The 17,512-nt window shown below is 70.0% G+C and carries 23 protein-coding genes; 6 read left to right on the plus strand and 17 right to left on the minus strand.

Annotated elements, in window-relative coordinates:
- Window positions 1–10: 10 nt before the first annotated feature.
- Window positions 11–322 carry a DUF2470 domain-containing protein gene (locus JOE53_RS12645; protein WP_204947922.1) on the plus strand — a complete coding sequence of 104 codons (312 nt, stop codon included), beginning with the start codon at window positions 11–13 and terminating at the stop codon, window positions 320–322.
- Between the two features lie 83 nt (window positions 323–405).
- The gene (locus tag JOE53_RS12650; protein ID WP_204947923.1) at window positions 406–1,065 is read left to right on the plus strand and encodes a biliverdin-producing heme oxygenase; all 660 of its coding nucleotides are present in this window, start codon (window positions 406–408) and stop codon (window positions 1,063–1,065) included.
- Between the two features lie 28 nt (window positions 1,066–1,093).
- On the opposite strand, the gene JOE53_RS12655 is transcribed toward JOE53_RS12650, so the two are convergent.
- The gene (locus JOE53_RS12655; protein WP_233450091.1) at window positions 1,094–2,479 is read right to left on the minus strand and encodes an ATP-dependent DNA helicase; all 1,386 of its coding nucleotides are present in this window, start codon (window positions 2,477–2,479) and stop codon (window positions 1,094–1,096) included.
- Window positions 2,480–2,526: 47 nt separating this feature from the next.
- On the opposite strand from JOE53_RS12655, the gene JOE53_RS12660 reads away from it, so the two are divergent.
- The gene (locus JOE53_RS12660; protein ID WP_204948248.1) at window positions 2,527–3,624 is read left to right on the plus strand and encodes a hypothetical protein; all 1,098 of its coding nucleotides are present in this window, start codon (window positions 2,527–2,529) and stop codon (window positions 3,622–3,624) included.
- Window positions 3,625–3,644: 20 nt separating this feature from the next.
- On the opposite strand, the gene JOE53_RS12665 is transcribed toward JOE53_RS12660, so the two are convergent.
- The 7 genes from JOE53_RS12665 to JOE53_RS12690 all read right to left on the minus strand — a co-directional run bounded on the left by JOE53_RS12665 (window position 3,645) and on the right by JOE53_RS12690 (window position 8,037).
- Window positions 3,645–5,633 (minus strand): cytochrome c oxidase assembly protein, encoded by a 1,989-nt coding sequence (locus tag JOE53_RS12665; protein ID WP_204948249.1) that lies wholly within the window; start codon window positions 5,631–5,633, stop codon window positions 3,645–3,647.
- Window positions 5,634–5,726: 93 nt separating this feature from the next.
- Window positions 5,727–6,005, minus strand: coding sequence for an HU family DNA-binding protein (locus JOE53_RS12670; RefSeq protein WP_005051774.1), 279 nt, complete (start codon window positions 6,003–6,005; stop codon window positions 5,727–5,729).
- A 360-nt stretch (window positions 6,006–6,365) separates the two neighbouring features.
- Window positions 6,366–6,671, minus strand: coding sequence for a 30S ribosomal protein S14 (rpsN, locus tag JOE53_RS12675; RefSeq protein ID WP_005051773.1), 306 nt, complete (start codon window positions 6,669–6,671; stop codon window positions 6,366–6,368).
- A 4-nt stretch (window positions 6,672–6,675) separates the two neighbouring features.
- The gene (gene rpmG / locus JOE53_RS12680; protein ID WP_005051772.1) at window positions 6,676–6,846 is read right to left on the minus strand and encodes a 50S ribosomal protein L33; all 171 of its coding nucleotides are present in this window, start codon (window positions 6,844–6,846) and stop codon (window positions 6,676–6,678) included.
- Window positions 6,846–7,082, minus strand: coding sequence for a 50S ribosomal protein L28 (gene rpmB / locus JOE53_RS12685; protein WP_005051771.1), 237 nt, complete (start codon window positions 7,080–7,082; stop codon window positions 6,846–6,848). The genes rpmG and rpmB overlap by 1 nt, the downstream gene beginning before the upstream one ends.
- 167 nt (window positions 7,083–7,249) lie before the next feature.
- Window positions 7,250–7,585 (minus strand): hypothetical protein, encoded by a 336-nt coding sequence (locus JOE53_RS14800; RefSeq protein ID WP_233449567.1) that lies wholly within the window; start codon window positions 7,583–7,585, stop codon window positions 7,250–7,252.
- Complete coding sequence (locus JOE53_RS12690; RefSeq protein WP_233449568.1) at window positions 7,570–8,037, minus strand: MFS transporter; 468 nt, start codon at window positions 8,035–8,037, stop codon at window positions 7,570–7,572. The genes JOE53_RS14800 and JOE53_RS12690 overlap by 16 nt, the downstream gene beginning before the upstream one ends.
- Before the next feature lie 48 nt (window positions 8,038–8,085).
- On the opposite strand from JOE53_RS12690, the gene JOE53_RS12695 reads away from it, so the two are divergent.
- On the plus strand, window positions 8,086–8,862 hold the full coding sequence (locus tag JOE53_RS12695; RefSeq protein ID WP_233449569.1) for a LysR substrate-binding domain-containing protein: 777 nt from the start codon (window positions 8,086–8,088) through the stop codon (window positions 8,860–8,862).
- 4 nt (window positions 8,863–8,866) lie between these two features.
- On the opposite strand, the gene JOE53_RS12700 is transcribed toward JOE53_RS12695, so the two are convergent.
- Genes JOE53_RS12700 through JOE53_RS12735 form a run of 8 tightly spaced genes read right to left on the minus strand, consistent with a single transcriptional unit; the run spans window position 8,867 to window position 15,783 of the window.
- On the minus strand, window positions 8,867–9,538 hold the full coding sequence (locus JOE53_RS12700; protein ID WP_204948250.1) for a DNA-3-methyladenine glycosylase: 672 nt from the start codon (window positions 9,536–9,538) through the stop codon (window positions 8,867–8,869).
- Window positions 9,535–10,959 carry an Ig-like domain-containing protein gene (locus JOE53_RS12705; RefSeq protein WP_204947925.1) on the minus strand — a complete coding sequence of 475 codons (1,425 nt, stop codon included), beginning with the start codon at window positions 10,957–10,959 and terminating at the stop codon, window positions 9,535–9,537. Before JOE53_RS12705 ends, JOE53_RS12700 begins: the two co-directional genes overlap by 4 nt.
- Window positions 10,949–11,680: a TIGR03943 family putative permease subunit gene (locus JOE53_RS12710; protein WP_204947926.1), complete on the minus strand. Its 732-nt coding sequence runs from the start codon at window positions 11,678–11,680 to the stop codon at window positions 10,949–10,951. Before JOE53_RS12710 ends, JOE53_RS12705 begins: the two co-directional genes overlap by 11 nt.
- The gene (locus JOE53_RS12715; protein WP_204947927.1) at window positions 11,673–12,683 is read right to left on the minus strand and encodes a permease; all 1,011 of its coding nucleotides are present in this window, start codon (window positions 12,681–12,683) and stop codon (window positions 11,673–11,675) included. Before JOE53_RS12715 ends, JOE53_RS12710 begins: the two co-directional genes overlap by 8 nt.
- Window positions 12,673–13,095 carry a Fur family transcriptional regulator gene (locus tag JOE53_RS12720; RefSeq protein ID WP_204947928.1) on the minus strand — a complete coding sequence of 141 codons (423 nt, stop codon included), beginning with the start codon at window positions 13,093–13,095 and terminating at the stop codon, window positions 12,673–12,675. The genes JOE53_RS12715 and JOE53_RS12720 overlap by 11 nt, the downstream gene beginning before the upstream one ends.
- 56 nt (window positions 13,096–13,151) lie before the next feature.
- A complete protein-coding gene (locus tag JOE53_RS12725) occupies window positions 13,152–14,012 on the minus strand; it encodes a metal ABC transporter permease (RefSeq protein WP_204947929.1) in 861 nt (286 codons plus the stop codon).
- A complete protein-coding gene (locus JOE53_RS12730) occupies window positions 14,009–14,815 on the minus strand; it encodes a metal ABC transporter ATP-binding protein (RefSeq protein WP_204948251.1) in 807 nt (268 codons plus the stop codon). The genes JOE53_RS12725 and JOE53_RS12730 overlap by 4 nt, the downstream gene beginning before the upstream one ends.
- Window positions 14,816–14,844: 29 nt before the next feature.
- Window positions 14,845–15,783 carry a metal ABC transporter solute-binding protein, Zn/Mn family gene (locus JOE53_RS12735; RefSeq protein ID WP_204947930.1) on the minus strand — a complete coding sequence of 313 codons (939 nt, stop codon included), beginning with the start codon at window positions 15,781–15,783 and terminating at the stop codon, window positions 14,845–14,847.
- A gap of 294 nt (window positions 15,784–16,077) precedes the next feature.
- Here JOE53_RS12735 and JOE53_RS12740 point away from each other — a divergent pair, with 294 nt between their 5' ends.
- Window positions 16,078–16,569, plus strand: coding sequence for a manganese efflux pump MntP (locus JOE53_RS12740; RefSeq protein WP_271171029.1), 492 nt, complete (start codon window positions 16,078–16,080; stop codon window positions 16,567–16,569).
- Window positions 16,570–16,627: 58 nt separating this feature from the next.
- A complete protein-coding gene (locus JOE53_RS12745; RefSeq protein ID WP_036287816.1) occupies window positions 16,628–16,861 on the plus strand; it encodes a hypothetical protein in 234 nt (77 codons plus the stop codon).
- Window positions 16,862–16,876: 15 nt separating this feature from the next.
- Here the strand turns inward: JOE53_RS12745 and JOE53_RS12750 are convergent, their stop codons facing one another.
- Window positions 16,877–17,503, minus strand: coding sequence for a MarC family protein (locus tag JOE53_RS12750; RefSeq protein WP_204947931.1), 627 nt, complete (start codon window positions 17,501–17,503; stop codon window positions 16,877–16,879).
- Window positions 17,504–17,512 lie beyond the last annotated feature (9 nt).

A 17,512-nucleotide genomic window follows, 5' to 3' on the forward strand; every position in this document is an offset into this window, starting at 1 on the left:
GGTGGGTGCCATGGCGCACACCTTCGACGACGACACTCTGACCAGCGTTCTCGGCCACATGAACGACGACCACTCCGACGACAACCTGCTCATCGCGCGGGCGTTCGCGCCCGAGGTCGACGTCGTGGCGTCAGAGATGGTCACGTTCGACGGCGCGGCCGGTCAGTGGCACGTCACCCTCGCCGACGGCGGCGAGGACGTCATCCGCGTCCCCTGGCCCGGAGGGCAGATCAGCGAGCGTCGGGACGTGCGCCGCGAGATCGTCGCGCTGTACGACGAGGCGTGTGCACGACTGGGGATCACTCCGCGCCCGCACGGATGACCACAGGGGCCGTCCGGCCGCCCAGCGATCCCGCAGACAACCTTCAGTTTAGGTGAGCCTTAGTTTCAACTACACTGACGGTTGTGACCGAGCCGATCCCGTTCTCCACGGCCCTGCGCGAGCGTTCGCGTACCGCCCACTCCGGCAGCGAGCACGCCGGGTTCATGCACGACCTCATGCGCGGCCGCGGCACGCGCGACGACTACGTCGCGCTCGTCGCCCAGCACTGGTTCATCTACGACGCCCTCGAGGCCGCCGCCGACGCGATGCGCGATGACCCGGTCGCCGCGCCCTTCATCAGCGAGAAGCTCACGCGCCTGCCCGCGATCGAGGCGGATCTCGCCTTCCTGATCGGCGACGACTGGCGCGAACGCATCGCGCCGCTTCCGACGACCCGCCGCTACGTCGAGCGCATCCGCGAGGTGGGCACGACCTGGCCGGGCGGCTTCGTGGCCCATCACTACACCCGCTACCTCGGCGACCTCTCCGGGGGCCTGTTCATCGGAAAGCTCATGGCGCGCCAGTTCGGCTTCGAGACGAACGGCATCGGCTTCTATCTCTTCGACCAGATCGCCGACCCCGCCGCTTTCAAGGATGTCTATCGCGAGCAGCTCGACGCCGTCGCATGGGATGCCGAGGAGCGCGAGCGCGTCATCGACGAGGTGCTCGCCGCGTACCAGTTCAACACCGAGCTCTTCGTCGATCTCGCCACCGCCAAGGCCGCCGCCGCGGCATCCGCCTGACCCCGCGTTTCGACTCCTCGCGGGCCGGTCAGAAGCCCGCGGCGCGGACCCCGGCCATGAACCGGCGGACGTCGGCATCCACGAGGATGTCGCTCGGGCGCAGCGGGCGCGACAGGTAGAGGCCGTCGAGCGAGGTCAACCGCGACAGCGCCACGTACGTCTGCCCGGGTGCGAACGCTCCCGAGCCCAGGTCGATGACGGCGCGGTCGTACGTCTTGCCCTGCGACTTGTGGATCGTCACCGCCCAGGCCAGTCGCAGCGGGAACTGCGTGAACTCCGCGACGATCTCGCGGGTGAGCTTTCGCGACCCGGGATCGTACGCATAGCGGAACCTCTCCCAGACGGCCGGCTCGACGTCGACCTCTTCACCGTCCAGCTCGACCCGCACCGTACCCCCGGCGATGCGCGTGACGGTGCCGATCGATCCGTTCACCCACCGCGGGCCGTCCCCACGACCGCCCACATCGTTGCGGAGGAACATGACCTGCGCGCCGACCTTGAGCTGCAGCTCGGTGTCGGCGGGGTACGACGCCTCGCCCCGCCCGAAGTCGCCGCTGACGTCCGCACGCGCCGTCTGCACCGGGCCCGGCAGGGCGTCGAGGTGGCGCTGGTTGATGCGCGACACGATGTCGTTGCGGGTCGCCAGGGTGATGATGGGAGGCTCGCCCTCGACCGGTTCGGGCACCGGGCGGGCACCCGCGGCGTTCAGCATGCCCGCGATCTCGGCGGTCACCACCCCGTGGCGGACGGCGTTGAGCATCGCCTTGAAGCCGTCGTCGGACTGGCGGTGGATCTGACGCAGTTCGCGGATGTGCAGGGGCGCCCCGACGCGGCCGAGATCGAGCAGCCCGTCAGAGCGGATCGCCGAGCCGTCCGTCGAGGGGCCCGCCCACACCTGGGCGTCGAAGAACCAGAACGAGCGGTAATGGTCCTGGATGTAGCGCAGCTCATCGCCGCGCGGCGGCACGGGCGAGAGCTGGTAGGGATCGCCGAACATGATGATCTGCACGCCGCCGAACGGCTCCGAGCGCCGGCCCCGCGCCTGGCGGAGCGAGCGGTCGATGGCATCCATCAGGTCGGCGTTGACCATCGACACCTCATCGATGACGAGGGTGTCGATCGCCTTGAGCACCCGCCGCGCGGGTTCGGACTGCTCCAGCTCGCTGTCGGCGATGAGGCCGATCGGCAACCGGAAGAGGGAGTGGATCGTCTGCCCCTCGACGTTCAGGGCAGCCACCCCCGTCGGGGCGCAGACGGCGATCTGCTTCTCGGTGTTCCAGGCGAGGTGCTGCAGGAGAGTGGACTTGCCGGTGCCCGCGCGCCCGGTCACGAAAACGTGCTCCCGCGTGTCCTCGATGAGGCGGAAGAGCTCCTCCTGCTCGGCGGAGAGGGAGGGGATGCTCACCGGATCCATGCTAGCCATCAGGAAGGGTTTCCTAGACTGGAGCTGTGGACGGGGTGGTGGGTGAGCAGGCGCGCGCCGCAGAGGCGGGTACGGATGCCGCGACGCGCCGTTCCCCGGCCCGTCGCGGAAGCCGCCGACTGGCGTTCGACCTGACCGCCCTGTCGGTCGTCGGTCTGCTCCTGGTGGGCGCGATCGGGGCGGCGACCGCCACGGTGTACCGCGATCTGTACAGCCCCGGCGCCTTCGTCACGCGCTATCTCGATCTGCTCAGCCAGGGGCGCGTCCCCGAAGCCCTCGCCCTGCCCGGCGTGCCGATCGCATCCTCCGATCTCACGGATGCCGGGCTTCCCACCGATGCGAGCGAAGCCCTCCTGCGCCGCGCGGCGCTTGCCCCGCTCAGCGACATCCGTGTGGTGGGCGAGCAGGAATCCGACGGGGTCGAGCTCGTGACGGTGTCGTACCACGCCGGCCCGCACGCCGGCACGTCCACGTTCCGCGTGGAGCGGGCGGGGTGGGTCGGACTGGCACCGACCTGGCGATTCGCGCAGAGCCCGCTGGCGGTGATCGATCTGACCCTGCGCGGTGCCACCGCCTTCTCCGTGAACGGGTTCGCGGTCGACACCCGACAGGTCTCGCCCAACGGCACGAACGCCGATCCGCTGACCCCGGTCGCGCTGCTCGTGTTCTCGCCCGGCCTCTACTCGATCTCGGTCGACACCCCGGTCTCCTCCAGCCCGGGCGTGGCGGTTCTGTCCGATACGCCGCAGGCCGAGGTGCCCGTGGACATCCAGACCCAGCCGACCTCCACCTTCGTCGATGTCGTGCAGGAGCGCGTCGAGTCGTTCCTCACCGCCTGCACGACCCAGCAGGTGCTGCAGCCCACCGGGTGCCCGTTCGGGCTGCAGGTGCGCAACCGCATCCTCGAGCCCCCGGTGTGGTCCATGGTCGACCAGCCCAAGATCTCCCTGCAGCCCGATGGCGCCGGGTGGTCGATCGTCCCCGCGAATGCCGCGGCGCACGTGGTCGTCGACATCAAATCGATCTTCGACGGCTCGGTGACCCACGTCGACGAGGACGTGCCGTTCCGGGTCGGCGGCACGATCACGATACTCCCCGACGGGACCGCCTCGATCCAGGTGCAGTCCGCCGGCTGACCCCGACGGGGCTGCCGCCGTCAGCGTGTGAGTCGGGCTTCCCGTGCGTCGCGGGCCGCGAGCTGCGCGAGCTGCGCGTTGTAGGCCTCCAGCTCGGCATCCCCCGTCCGATCGGCGTGACGATCGCCGCGACGCTGGGCACGTTCGTCGGTGCGACTCCACTGGATCGCCACCGTGATCGCCAGAATCAGGGTCGGGATCTCGCCGATCGACCACGCGATGCCGCCCCCGGTGTACTGGTCCACCAGCGGGGCCTCCCCCCACGTGCGCCCCATCGAGCCGAACCATTCGGCCACGAACAGTCCCGACGACATCATGATCGAAATGCCGAAGAACGCGTGCATCGCCATCACACCGATCAGCGTGAGCAGCCGGAACGGGTAGGGGTAGCGCAACGGCACGGGGTCGATGCCGACGAGTGACTGCACGAACAGGTAGCCCGAGATGAGGAAGTGGGCGACCATCCACTCGTGTCCCAGGTGGTCGTAGAGCGTCCAGCGGAAGAGGTCGGTGTAGTAGAACGCCCAGAGCGATCCGACGAACATCGCCGCCGCGAACAGCGGGTGGGTGACCACGCGGGCGAACGGCGTGTGCACCGCCCACAGGATCCACTCACGCCCCCCACGCGAGCCGTCGTCGCGCTTGGCGATGGCCCGGGAGGCCAGTGTGACGGGGGAGCCGAAGACGAGCATCATCGGAATGGCCATCGTCAGCAGCATGTGGCCCATCATGTGCATGCTGAACAGATAGTCCTGATAGGCGTTGATCGGACCGCTCGTCACCCAGAGCAGGGAGAGCATGCCCAGCACCCACAGCAGCGTGCGGTAGATCGGCCAGCGATCGCCGCGGCGGTGCAGACGCCACGCGCCGGCGAGGTAGAAGAAGAGGCCGAAGCCGACGGCGAACGCCCACAGGATGTCGATGTCCCACTGCGTGAACCAGCGCGCGATGGTCAGTTCGGGGGGCAGGGGCACCTCGGTGAGGATCTCCGCCGGCGTCTTGACGTCGGGAAGGCGCGTGTCGACCGGCGGCGGCGTGCGCGACAGCGCCACCGCCGCTCCGCTGGCGATGCCCATGAAGACGATCTCGAGCGTCACCAGACCCCAGAACCGCCGCGACGAGCGCTCTGCGCTCGGCATCTCGTCACGCTGAATGCGGGAGATGAGCCCGGTGCGATACCGCGCGCCGAGCGCCCCCATCAGCAGCAGGGCGACCACCTTCACGCCGAGCAGGACCCCGTAGGCGGACAGCAGGTACTTGGGCTCGACGATGCCGACGGCGGCGCGCGCGACCCCCGAGAGCGAGACGACGACGAAGGCCACCAGGGCGATGCTCGAGTACCGCGCGAGGGCGTCGCCCAGCTCGGCTCCCCGCAGCTGGGGTCGCAGCACCGTGAGCAGCAGCAGGCCGCCGAGCCAGGCGGCGGCCGCGATGATGTGCAGCGCGAGTGCGGAGACGGCGATGTTGTGGCCGGCGTCGTCGCCGGAGTGGCCCTGGGTGGCCATCGGCACGAGGCTGGCGATCGCCAGGGCGGCCACGAACAACGTCGAGGTCCATCCGCGGACGGCGAAGGTGAGCACCGTCAGCGCGGCTCCGGCAAGGGTGGTCAGCGCCCAGGCGCGGCCCGGGTCGGTCGACACGAGAAAGCGCCCCAGCTGGCCGCCGAACTCCGCGCCGGCGTTCGGGGTGGCATTGAAGATGTTGACGAACGTGAAGAAGGCGGTGAACCCGCTCGCGACGGTGAAGAGGGCGGCCGAGATGGATGCCACGTCCAGCGCCGTGTCGAAGGGGCGCTCCCCCGCGCGCAGCGCGAACAGCGCGAGCACGAGGGATCCGATCATGCCCGCCGCCGACAGGTTCACGCCGAGGGTGACGATCGGCAGCCCCCAGCGCACGACCGGACCGGCGTCGCCGACGAGCAGCGGGGCGGCGCCCCCACCGTACAGGAGCCCGAGCACGAGGGCGACGAGGGCGGCCGCGACGAGGATCGCCGGGCCCACGAAACGCATCACACGGGTCGGGATCACCCGTCCAGCCTACGCGGCGCCGGACACGCCGAAGGGGGGATGCCGAGCGGCATCCCCCCTCGTGAAGGGCCGTACTTACTTGACGGCGGCCTTGAGCTTGGAGCCCGCGGTGACCTTGACGCGCTTGCCGGCGGCGATCTTGATCTCCTCGCCCGTCTGCGGGTTGCGGCCCGTGCGCGCGGCGGTGGCGACCTGCTCGAACGAGAGGAAGCCGGGGATCGTGACCTTCTCGCCCTTGGCGACGGCCTCGGAGACAGCCGAGAACAGGCCGTCGACGACGCGGCCGACGGTGGCCTGGCTCTCGCCGGTGGCGCTGGCGATGCTTGCGACGAGCTCAGTCTTGGTGATAGCCATTGGGGTTGTCCTCCAGACGGCAGCGGATGCCGCCTTCAGTGAGATCGGACCGGACGGCGAACGCCCGGTTTGGTCGATGGGACCGCACCCGAATATACCTACGATCCCCGGAAATCCGCGGATTTACGCCCCCCTGAGGTCATGTTCCCCGGCGTGTCGGCATCGAATGGTGACGGATGAGGCTGGTGTGACCGCGGCATCCGCCTGCTGCTCGGCCCCGGATTCGGAGGTCGACACCGGAATCGGATGCCGCGGCCCGCCCCGTCCGCATCCGTTGCCGATCTCCGAATCCAGTGCCGGACGGGAACGCAGAAGGCCCGCCCCTGACGGGACGGGCCTTCGAGACGTGTGCGTCGGTGCTTACCAGCTCGACTTGGTCACACCGGGCAGCTCGCCCTTGTGCGCCATATCGCGGAAGCGGACACGCGAGATGCCGAACTTCGACAGGTAGCCGCGGGGGCGACCGTCGATGGCGTCGCGGCCACGCAGGCGCACGGGCGACGCGTTGCGGGGCAGCTTCTGCAGGCCGACGCGGGCGGCCTCGCGGGCCTCGTCGGTCGCGTTCGGGTCGACGAGGGTCTTCTTCAGCTCGGCACGCTTCTCGGCGTAACGGGCGACGACCTCCTCGCGCTGGTTGTTGCGCGCGATCTTGCTCTTCTTGGCCATGAGATCAGCGCTCCTCTCGGAATTCGACGTGCTTGCGGATCACCGGGTCGTACTTCTTCAGCACGATGCGGTCGGGGTTGTTGCGACGGTTCTTACGCGTCACGTAGGTGTACCCCGTGCCGGCGGTCGACCGGAGCTTGATGATCGGACGAACGTCCTGAGCCTTCTTCGCCATTAGAGCTTCACACCCTTCGCGATGAGGTCCTTGACGACCGACTCGATGCCGCGGGCGTCAATGACCTTGATGCCCTTGGCCGACACGTTCAGCGTGATCTTGCGACCGAGCGAAGGAACGTAGTAGGTCTTCTTCTGCACGTTCGGGTCGAAGCGGCGCTTCGTCCGGCGGTGCGAGTGCGAGATGTTGTGACCGAAGCCGGGAACAGCTCCGGTCACCTGGCACACTGCTGCCATAGTGATTCTCCTTAGTACCGTGACACCGGACGGTGCCACCCAAGATCCCTTGTCTGCATCCCAGGTGGGATCGGACTCCTCCGCCGGTCGTTGAGCGAGCCGGAGGCGAGTCGAAACGTGGTGGGATACGAACTGCGTGCTGGAGTGCGCGCAGACAAAGAGTCAGTCTAGCACGGCCGGGCGTGTCGGCTTGACGTCGCGCCGTCGCCGATCACGCGGCGAGGTGTCGCCACCGAGATCAGGACGAGCACCAAATCGCCGCGGATCACGAACGGGGCCAGGGCGCCGAGCGCGACGGCGACCGCGAGCAGCGCGATCCCGGCACCCATGAAGATCCACGACAGCAGCAGCTGACGACGCAGGCCGAGACGCACGGTGAGCACCTGCGCGACGGCCGCCGACATGAACACGGCGAACGGCACCGCCCCGGCGGCGAGGCGCGACGTGACACCAATGGCCTGGGCCAGCACGGTCGGGGTGAGGGCCATCATGAGGCCGAACACCGCGAATCCGGTGAACGCCCCGGTGCCCGCTGCCCAGAACGCGCCGCGTGCGGCCGCCGGAAAGCGATGCGCTGCGGACGGTAGCGCCGCCGCTGCCCGCGGTCGACGGTCTCGGGAACCACCGCTGTCGCCACGAGAGCGAGGGCGAGCAGCCCGAGGAACACCGCGTAGGGCGTCTCCAGCTGAGCGGGCACCCAGGTGACCAGCGCACCGGCGACGAGCGGCCCGACGGCCAGTCCCCCCATGTTCGCGAAGTTGGAGACGATCGGGGCGATCGTCGACGACGGCACCGCCACGGCGCGCAGTTCGGCGATGTGCGCCGTCGCGGTGGCGGTCAACCCGCCGATGCCGACGCCGGAGACGAAGCGGGCCACGATGAGTCCCGTGACGTCCTGCCAGAGCAGGAACATCACGGCGGGCGCCCCGGCGGCGGGGAGGCTGGTGGTGGTCATGACCTCAGGATGCGCTTTCGGTCGCATCGAATCTAACGAATTCGATTGATGCTGCTCATCGACATCATCGATAGTTTGTCGCCATGGACACGAGGCTGCCGTTCCGGACGGCGCGTCGCGCTGACGGCCGCCGGTGAGCACCTGCTGGAGCCCGCTCGGGAGATCGTCGATGCGACGAGCCGATTGCAGAGCGCGGCGACCGGTCGCGTCGAGGGCCTGCTGCGCGTGGGCATCTTCGTGAACCTCCCGACCCTGCGCATGCCCGAGCTGTTCGCCGCCTTCCGCGCGCAGCATCCCCTCGTGCGCCTGCGCCTGATCTCCTCTCCCTCCGGCTCCACCGGCCTCGCCGACGAGCTGCGGCGGGGACGGATCGACCTCGCCTTCATGGGGCTGCCGTCCGCGGAGCTGCCCGACCTCGACACCGTCGAGCTGGTGCGCTCGCCCTTCGTGGCACTGCTCCCCGACGGGCATGCACTCAGCGCGCTGCCGGAGGTTCCCCTCGAACTCCTGGCGGCCGAATCATGGATCGACGCTCCGCACGGCTTCGGTCACCGCGTGCTCCTCGAACGAGCCCTGACCCGCGCCGGGCTCGTGCGCGAGGTGGCGACCGAGGTCTCCGCGGTCGGCGACATCCCCGCGTTCGTCGCCGCCGGTTTCGGCGTGGCGCTCGCGCCGCAGGTGCTCGTCGTCCCGACGCCCGGCACGATCGCGGTGCCCGTCACGCCGGTGATCGAGTGGCCGCTGAGCGTGAGCACCCGGCGGCACGCCGGACCGGCGGCGGTGGCGCTGCGCGCGGTCATGCTGCAGCGGTTCGCCGTCGGCTGACGAGTCAGAGCGTCGGACCCGCCCCGCGCCCCCAGCGGAACGGCGAGACGGTCGGGTCGCCCGCGACCCAGAACCGCCACGGGAATGCGGCCGTCCCCGCGACGCCCGCGACCCCGACGCGAGGTCCCGACGCGATGTCGGAGCGGGCCGCGACCGGCAGCCACAGACGGGCGACGGCGCCGGCCCGCGGGACGCCCACGACCGCGTCGATGCCGTCGTGGACGGGGTGGCGCAGGCCCACGGCATCCCCGAGCCTGCCGGGGCCGCGCGCGAGATCGCGGGCCACGCGCGCCGTGGGCCGACGCGCGAAGGCGATCTGCTCGCCGTCGATCACCTCGCCGGCGCGCAGCAGGATTCCGCCGGCCTGACCCTGCGGCCCGCACACGACGTTGACGCAGGAATGGATGCCGTGGCTCAGGTAGACGTAGAGATGACCCGGTGGGCCCCACATCGTCGCGTTGCGGGCCGTCCGCCCCATCCGCGCGTGCGATCCGGGGTCGGCCTCCGGTCCGGTCCCGGCGCCGTGATAGGCCTCCACCTCGGTCGGACGCACCGCCACGCGTGCGTCGCCGATCGTCACCTCCAGCAAACCGCCGAGCAGGCGCGGCGCCACCTCCACCGGCAGCGCCGTGAGCGCTGCCCGGGTCGCGGGAATCAGGCCCGAGCGCTCGCTCATGTGCGCGGCGGCGTCTGGCACCACGAGATGTCGAAGCCCGCGAGCGCGCCGACCTCGGTTCCCGCCTCCGGGCCGGAGAGGGCCACGACGTGGGTGCGCAGGTGCGTCGGCATCGGCAGCTTGTACCCGTCGTACGGGTTCGACACGGCATCCGGGGCCACGAGGAACGCGGCGTACCTCCCGCTCGGCGACACGCACGACTGGATGAGGATGTTTTTCGGGTCGACGGAGAAGACCGGTGTCGCCTTTCCCGCGGTGTCGACGACGTTGACGGTGGTGGAGCGCACCGTGAAGCCGTCGACGACGGCGAGCACCCGCAGCGTGTCGCCGTTGCTCATCGGCACCATCTTGTTGGTCTGCCCCAGAGCCTTGTCGGTCGGCGGCAGGTCGACCTGCTTGGCCGTGGCCAGATCGATGGCCGCGGGCCCCTCCACACGCTCGACGATCGCGGTGGTCGTGCCGCGCGCGATGCCGTCGATCGACACGGCGTTGCCGAGGGTGACCGGGTCGCCGCCGGACGGGGAGATGAGAGTGAGGGCGCCGTCGTAGGTGAGCATGAGGATGCTGTCGGTGCCGGGCACGAACCGCCAGTCGTCGACGCGGGACTCGCCGCCGCTGCGCTGGATCATCGTCGGCTGCGCATCGCTCTGCGCGGAGGCGAGCGAGGCCGTGAACAGCCGGGCTTCGCGAGCGCCCGGCGTGCCGACGGTGGCATCCGTGTAGGTGTAGCCGATGAGATCTCCCCGATCGGCGCTCTGCAGGTCGGTGACCGTGCCGTCGCCGGGGAGGGCGAGCTCGCGCACGTTGCCGCCGTCGAGATCGGTGACCACGAGGTGCGACTTCTTGTCGTCGTCGAGCGTCGACATGACGAGATGGCCGGCGGTGGCACGGAAGTCTTCGATGTGCGCGTTGGTGTAGACCGGTTCGGGGTCTTGACCGGCGAGGCCGGTGCGCAGGATCCGATCGCCGCCGTCGCCGCGCTGCAGGACGAAGGCCTGCAGCGCGGGCGTGGTGAAGCTCTGCGAGACGGATGCTGTCGGGCCGCCGCCGATGCCGCTGACCCCATCGATCGTCACGGTGTACGAGGTGTCGTCCCACAGCGGCTGGGTGAAGCGGATGCCCACGCTGCGTCCGGACGTGTCCACGGTGAAAGGCGCGGCGGGCGAGACGGTGACCTGGGTCGGCGTGACCTTGGCGAGGGACTGGGTGGTCGTGATGATCAGCCGCGAGCCGGCCGCGCTGACCGCGGCATCCGGGTCGACGCTCACGTTCGTGACGCGCGGACCCTGCGCGACCGTGACGGCGGCGCCGGCGAGTCCGATGACGGCCAGCGCGGCGACGACGATCGCGAACCCCGCGAGGAAGGCGCGGGCGCGGCGGCGACGTGTGCGCTCACGACGCGTCGCGCGCTCAGTACTCATACGGATCCTTGGGTTGATCGACCGTCTGCACGGAGGCCGGCTGGATCTGCAGTCGTCCCCCCGCGTCGCGGATCGTGCCCGTCACGGTGACCCACGTGCCGGTGGCCGGGATGTCGCCCGAGGCAACCGGCACACTCGCCGGCTGCGCATCGATGACGCAGTGCGTGATGACCAGGCGCGTCAGTCCGAATCCGCCGTCGGTGGGGGTCACGAACCCGGTGAGCGTGATGGTGTCGCCGTCGAACGCCTCGGGGTTGGTCGCCGTCGCGAACACGCTCGCCCACTCCCCGACGCCGAACTTCGAGGTGTCGCCCGTGGAAGCCAGCGCCACGGTGTCGGAGCCTTGGAACAGTGGTGGAGCACCCGTGTCGCGCTGCATCGCGAGCTCGGCGGACAGCGTCGCCGGAGGCGTCAGCATGATCGCCGCGACGACGCCGACCGACAGCACACCGCCGGTCACGGTCGCGGCGGTGCCCCAGCCGCCGCGGCGCTCGTGGCCGTGGTCGTGATCGTGCCCGTGGTCGGATTCGGCGCCCTCCGGCAGGGCGAAGCTGATCACCGCACCGACGAGGGCGATGATCGCCATCGGCACCGCGAACCAGTTCGACGAGGGGTTGATGTACAGCGCCAGCTGGCCGTTCAGCCACAGCACCACCGTGACCGCGGCCAGGCCCGCGGCCAGTCCCACCCCGAGCAGGCGCGATCCGATCAGTTCACGCAAGGAGGTTCACCACCGATCCGACGGCCACGGCGAACAGCACGACGATCACGACGAGCCCTACCAGCACGTTCGAGCGGAAGGTGGTGCGCAGCAGCGCGAGCATCTTGACGTCGACGAGCGGACCCACGAGCAGGAACGCGACGATCGAGCCGGGCGTGAAGGTCGAGGCGAACGAGAGCGCGAAGAAGGCGTCGACGTTCGAGCAGATCGACACGATCATCGCGAGCGTGATCATGGCCACGATCGACAGCGCGGGGTTCGATCCGATCGCCAGCAGCGCCGAGCGCGGCACGAGCACCTGCACGGCGCCGGCCAGGGCAGAGCCGATCACGAGCGCGGGCATGACGGCGCGCAGTTCGACGACGAACTGGGCGAGGCTCTGCTGCGCCTTGCCCGGCCCGCGGCCGTGCGCCGCGTTCTCGAGCGAGATCTCGCAGCTGGCACGGAAGCGATCCGTGATGAGGCCATCGGGGTCGGGATGCCGGCTGTAGAGCCACCCGATGAGGTTCGCGACCGCATAGCCGCCGAGGAGGCGCGCGATGAGGATGCCGTCGTCGAACCCGAACGCCTGGTGCGTGGTGATGATCACGATCGGGTTCACGATCGGCGCGGCGATCAGGAAGGTGAGCGTCTCGGCGACCCCCAGCCCGCGCATCATGAGACCGCGCGCGAAGGGGACGTTTCCGCACTCGCAGACGGGGATGAGCATGCCCAGGAGCGACAGCACCGCCCGCCGCGCCCACGGTGCCCGCGGCATCCATCGTTCGATCGCACCGGCCGGCACCCACACCTGCACCACGATCGACAGCAGGACGCCGAGGATCACGAAGGGGAGCGACTCGATCAGGACGCTGATGGAGAGGGTGAGACCGTCCTGCAGCCGGGTCGGCAAGGCAGGCCCCGGGGCGAGGAAATCGACCGCGATGAGCGCGGCCACCACCAGCGCGCCGATGCCGACGGCCACCAGGGGACGGGCCGGCGCGACGCGCACCTCAGTCGACACGCTCTCCGACCGGATCGGCGGCGCGCAGCGCGGAGCAGGAGGCGCAGAGACCGAAGATGTCGACGACGTGCTCGGCGGCGGTGAACCCGTGCGCGGCGGCGGTGCGCTGCGCCCACGCCTCGACCTCGTGGGCCTCGATCTCGACGGCGAGACCGCACGAGCGGCAGATCAGGTGGTGATGGTGACCGGTCGTCGAGCACGCGCGGTAGATGGCTTCGCCGTCGGGACTCTGCAGCTGATCGGCCTCGCCGCTGGCGGCGAGCGTCGCGAGCGCCCGGTAGACGGTGGCCAGTCCGATGCCCGTGTTCTCGCCGCGCAGGGTCGCGTGCAGCGCCTGGGCGCTGACGAAACCGGGGGCGTCGGTCAACGCCTCGCGCACGCGATCGCGCTGCCAGGTGTTGCGCTGGGCCATGCCGGGAGTCTACCCGCGGGGTCTAGGAGCCGGCTGGACGCGTGCGCTGGACGATGTCACGCCTCGACCGTGCCGCGCCGACGCACGCCGTCGACGACGCGGCAGACGAGGTAGATGAGGAACGACAGCGTCGTGATGTAGGGGCTCACCGGCAGCGTTCCCGCGATGGCGAGCAGAATGCCGCCCACCGCCGCGGTGACGCCGAAGCCGGCGGCCAGCAGAGGCACGGCGATGGGGCCGGTGGAGACCCGCATCGCCGCCGCCGCCGGGGTCACCAGCAGCGAGAGCACCAGGAGGGCACCGATGATGTGCACCGCCACCGCCACGACGATGCCCAACAGGATCATGAACGCGAACGAGACGACGGTCGTCGGCACGCCGCGCGCGGCGGCCGACTGCGGGTCGAGCGAGTCGAAGTTCAGCGGTCTCCAGATGAGCAGCAGTCCCACGAGCACGATCGCGCTCAAGGCGATCAGCACCGTCAGCTGATCGCTCTGCACCGACACGATCTGACCGGTCAGCAGGCTGAAGCGGTTGGCGCTGCGGCCGTTGTAGAGCGAGATGCACAGGATGCCGATACCCAGCCCGAACGGCATGAGCACGCCGATGATCGAGTTGCGGTCGCGGGCGCGCGCGCCCAGCCAGCCGATGAGACCCGCCGCGATGAGCGAGCCCGCGATCGAGCCCGTGACGACGTCGACGCCGAGAAGGAGCGCCGCCGCCGCGCCGGCGAAGGACAGCTCGCTGATGCCGTGCACGGCGAAGGCCATGTCGCGCTGCAGGACGAACACGCCGATGAGTCCGCCGATGATGCCGAGCACCGCGCCGGCCCAGACGGAGTTCTGCACCAGGGCGAGGATGTCGCCGTAGCGCGCCATCCCGCCGAACAGCGCGTTGCCGATGTCTCCCCAGCTCACGCGACACCTCCCGCGGGTGCGACGACGGCGTCGCCGTGATGGTGGTGATCGGCATCCGAGTCGGGGGCGCCGACCACGACCAGGCGCCCGCCGACACGGGCGACATGCACCGGGGTGCCGTACAGGGCGGTGAGGGTCTCGGAGGTCAGGACCTCGTCCGGGCTGCCGAGGGTGAAACGGCCGCCGGTGAGGTAGAGGATACGATCGACCTTCTCCAGCACGGGGTTGATGTCGTGCGTGACCAGCAGCACGCCGGCGCCGCTGGCGGTGCGGTAGCGGTCGATGAGGTCGATGACGTCACGCTGATTGGCCAGGTCGAGACTGGTCAACGGCTCATCGCACAGCAGCAGCCCGGGGTCGTCGGCGAGCGCCTGTCCCACGCGCAGCCGCTGCTGCTCGCCCCCGGAGAGCAGGCCCACGGGGCGGTCGGCGAACGAGGCGGCCCCGACGGCATCGAGCAGCGTCTGCACGCGAGCGCGGTCGCCGCGGCGCGGCACCGGGAAGCCGAAGCGGTGGCCGTCGACACCGAGACGGACGAGATCGCGGCCGCGCATCGCCGTGTGCCGGGGCAGCGGGCGCTGCTGCGGAATGTAGCCGATGCGACGATTCCCGGCCCGGCGCACGGGCTCTCCGAGCGCCTCGATCGAGCCCGCACTGAGGCGCTCGAGGCCGAGGACGGCGCGAAGAAGCGTGGTCTTGCCGGCACCACTGGGCCCGAGCACCGCGACCAGTTCGCCCGGCTGCAACTCGAGGTCGAGGCCGCGCCACAGCTCATGGCCGCTGCGCGAGAGCGCAGCGGCCATGATGCGAAGGGGAAGAGCGGGGGCGGGGGTCACGAACCCAGCGCGGTCTTGATCTGCGTAGCCATGTCAGTCATCCACGATACGTAGTTCTGGCCCTCCGGGAGCAGCTCCGAGGCTTTGATGACGGGCACGTTCGCCGCCGCGGCCTTCGCCTCGGCCTGCGTGGTCTCGGCACCCGCGGCCTGGCCGTTGACGAAGAGGATCTTCACCGATCCCCCACCGATGAGCGTGAGCGCGTCGAGAAGTGTCGCCGGCGGGACGTCCTGGCCCTCTTCGACGGCTTCGCTGAAGGCGGGCGGGGTCACGTTCTTCAGTCCAGCGGCCTCGGCGAGGTACAGCGGCACGGGCTCGGTGACGAAGATCTCGGCGCCGCCGTGGGCTTTGGAGATGTCGCCCAGGATCGGCGTGACCTTCTCGTCGATGTCACTGCGCAGCGCCGTGGCGTTCGCCGTGAAGACGCTCGCATCGGTGGGGTCGAGCGTGCCGAGCTGCTTGGCGATCTCGTCGGCGACGGCGGCGATGGTCTGCGGGTCGTAGAAGACGTGCTCGTTGAAGCCGTCGACGGCCGCGGTGGGGTCGGAGCCCGTCCACTCGGGCGAGAAGGTGACGGCGCTGATCAGCGGGGCGGTCGACTTCGCGGCATCCTTCAGCGAGGCCATGAACGGGTCGTAGCCGCCGCCGTTCTCGATGAGCAGCTGCGCGTTCTGGACGTCGAGCTGATCGGCCGCGGTCGCCTCGAACTCGTGCGGATCCTTGCTCTCGTCGGCGATGAGCGAGGTGACCTCGACGTGGTCACCTCCGATCGTCTTGACGATGTCGCCGTAGACGTTGGTGGAGGCGACGACCGAGATCGTGCCGCCCGCGGACGCGGAGCCGCTGGGCGACGAGGTAGCGGAGCTGGAACAGCCGGCGAGGGCGAGGGCGGATGCCGCGACGAGCGCGGACAGGAGGACGACGGGACGCTTCATGTCCTCAACCCTAGAACTACTGATAATCGTTATCAAAACCAGGGCGGCCGAAATGCTGTCAGTTCATAGCTTCCGCTTGAAGTCGAGACCGCGCCGCCGACAGGCTGTTCTTCGGTCCTCGCGTCCGACGGCGCTCGCGAACGACCGTGTCACGTTCTCTGCGACCCCTCCGCTGTCGCCTTCGCCTCTCGAGGAGCCGTCATCTCCCCCTGGACTCTGCTGCTGCTCGCGCTCGGCGTCTCCGCCGATGCCTTCGCCGTCGCCCTCGGAAAGGGCCTGCAGCTGCGCGCGCACGTGCTGCGCACGGCGCTCGTGTTCGCGACCGCATTCGGGGTGTCGCAGGCGATCATGCCGCTGCTCGGCTGGCTGCTCGGTTCGACGTTCGCCGACGCGATCGCGCCGTGGGACCACTGGATCTCGTTCGGCCTGCTCGCGCTGGTCGGCGGGAAGATGCTGTGGGAGGCGCTGAGCCCCGACCCCCCGGTGGACGCGGAGCACCCCGAGCACGTGCACGACATCGAGGCCTTCAGCGTGCGCGAGGTGGTGCTCCTGTCGGTCGCGACGAGCATCGACGCGCTCGCCGTCGGGGTGTCCTTCGCCTTCTTGAACGTGGACGTCGCGATCGCCGTCACCACGATCGGACTCGTCACGTTCGCACTGTCGCTTCTCGCCGTCTTCATCGGCTACCGCATCGGCACGCGCTTTCGCCGCCCGGCGGAGATCGTCGGTGGCCTGGTGCTGATCGGGATCGGTACGCAGATCCTCATCGAGCACCTCACCGCCTGACGGCCCCCTCCTTGCCCGCGACGCGGCGAGGACCTACCGTGAACAGGAGGAGGGTGTCATGACGCGACTGATCGATCGGTTCCGCACGTGGCGCGCGAACCGCAAGGCGAACCCATACATTCCGCCCGAAGGCCGGTTCACCGGCAGTGTGCTCACGCAGCTTCCCGGCGTCCGCGGCCCGTCGCTCTGGACGGGCAAGCGCGGCGGCCTCGGCGACGTGCTGCAGCCGGCGAACCTGTCGGGAAACTTCCACCCCGTCGTCGATCCCGTCGACGACCCGCGGGCGCGCTGACGAGGCGCCGTCCGCTCAGGCGAGGCCCGGCAGCGCGGCGGTCAGGCCGTGCACGAGGATCTCTGCGCCGATGGCCAGGATGAGAAACCCCATCACGCGGGTGATCGCGCCGACACCGGTCGGACCGAGCTTCTCGGCCAGCGGCGTGCCGTAGCGCAGGAGCACCGCGATCACCGCCGCGATGACGAGGACGGCGAGCACGATCCCGACGCGGTCCAGGATGCCGGGATTGCGCGCCGCGAGTCCCACGATCACGCCGATCGCACCGGGGCCGGCGATGAGCGGCAGCGCCATCGGCGAGAAGCTGATGTCGGTCTTCGTGGCGGCATGCTCCTTCTCGGCATCCGAGGCCCCCGCGCCCAGCGCGCGCGGCACGACCATGCCGAACCCGGAGTGCATCACCACGAGGCCGCCGGCGATCTGCAGCGCGCCCAGCGAGATGCCGAAGAACTGCAGGATCAGGGTTCCGAGCAGCGCGAAGACGGTCAGGATGGCGGCGACGTAGATGCCCGTGAGCCACGACTGCCGGCGGCGGTCGGCCTCGTCGAGGTGGGCGGACAGCCCGGCGTAGGCCGCAACCGCCCCGAGCGGATTCGTGATCGGGACGAGCGCCGCGAGGGCGGCGACGAAGACGGTCAGCATGCCTTCATT

It is taken from the genome of Microbacterium laevaniformans (genome assembly GCF_016907555.1).
GTDB lineage: Bacteria > Actinomycetota > Actinomycetes > Actinomycetales > Microbacteriaceae > Microbacterium > Microbacterium laevaniformans.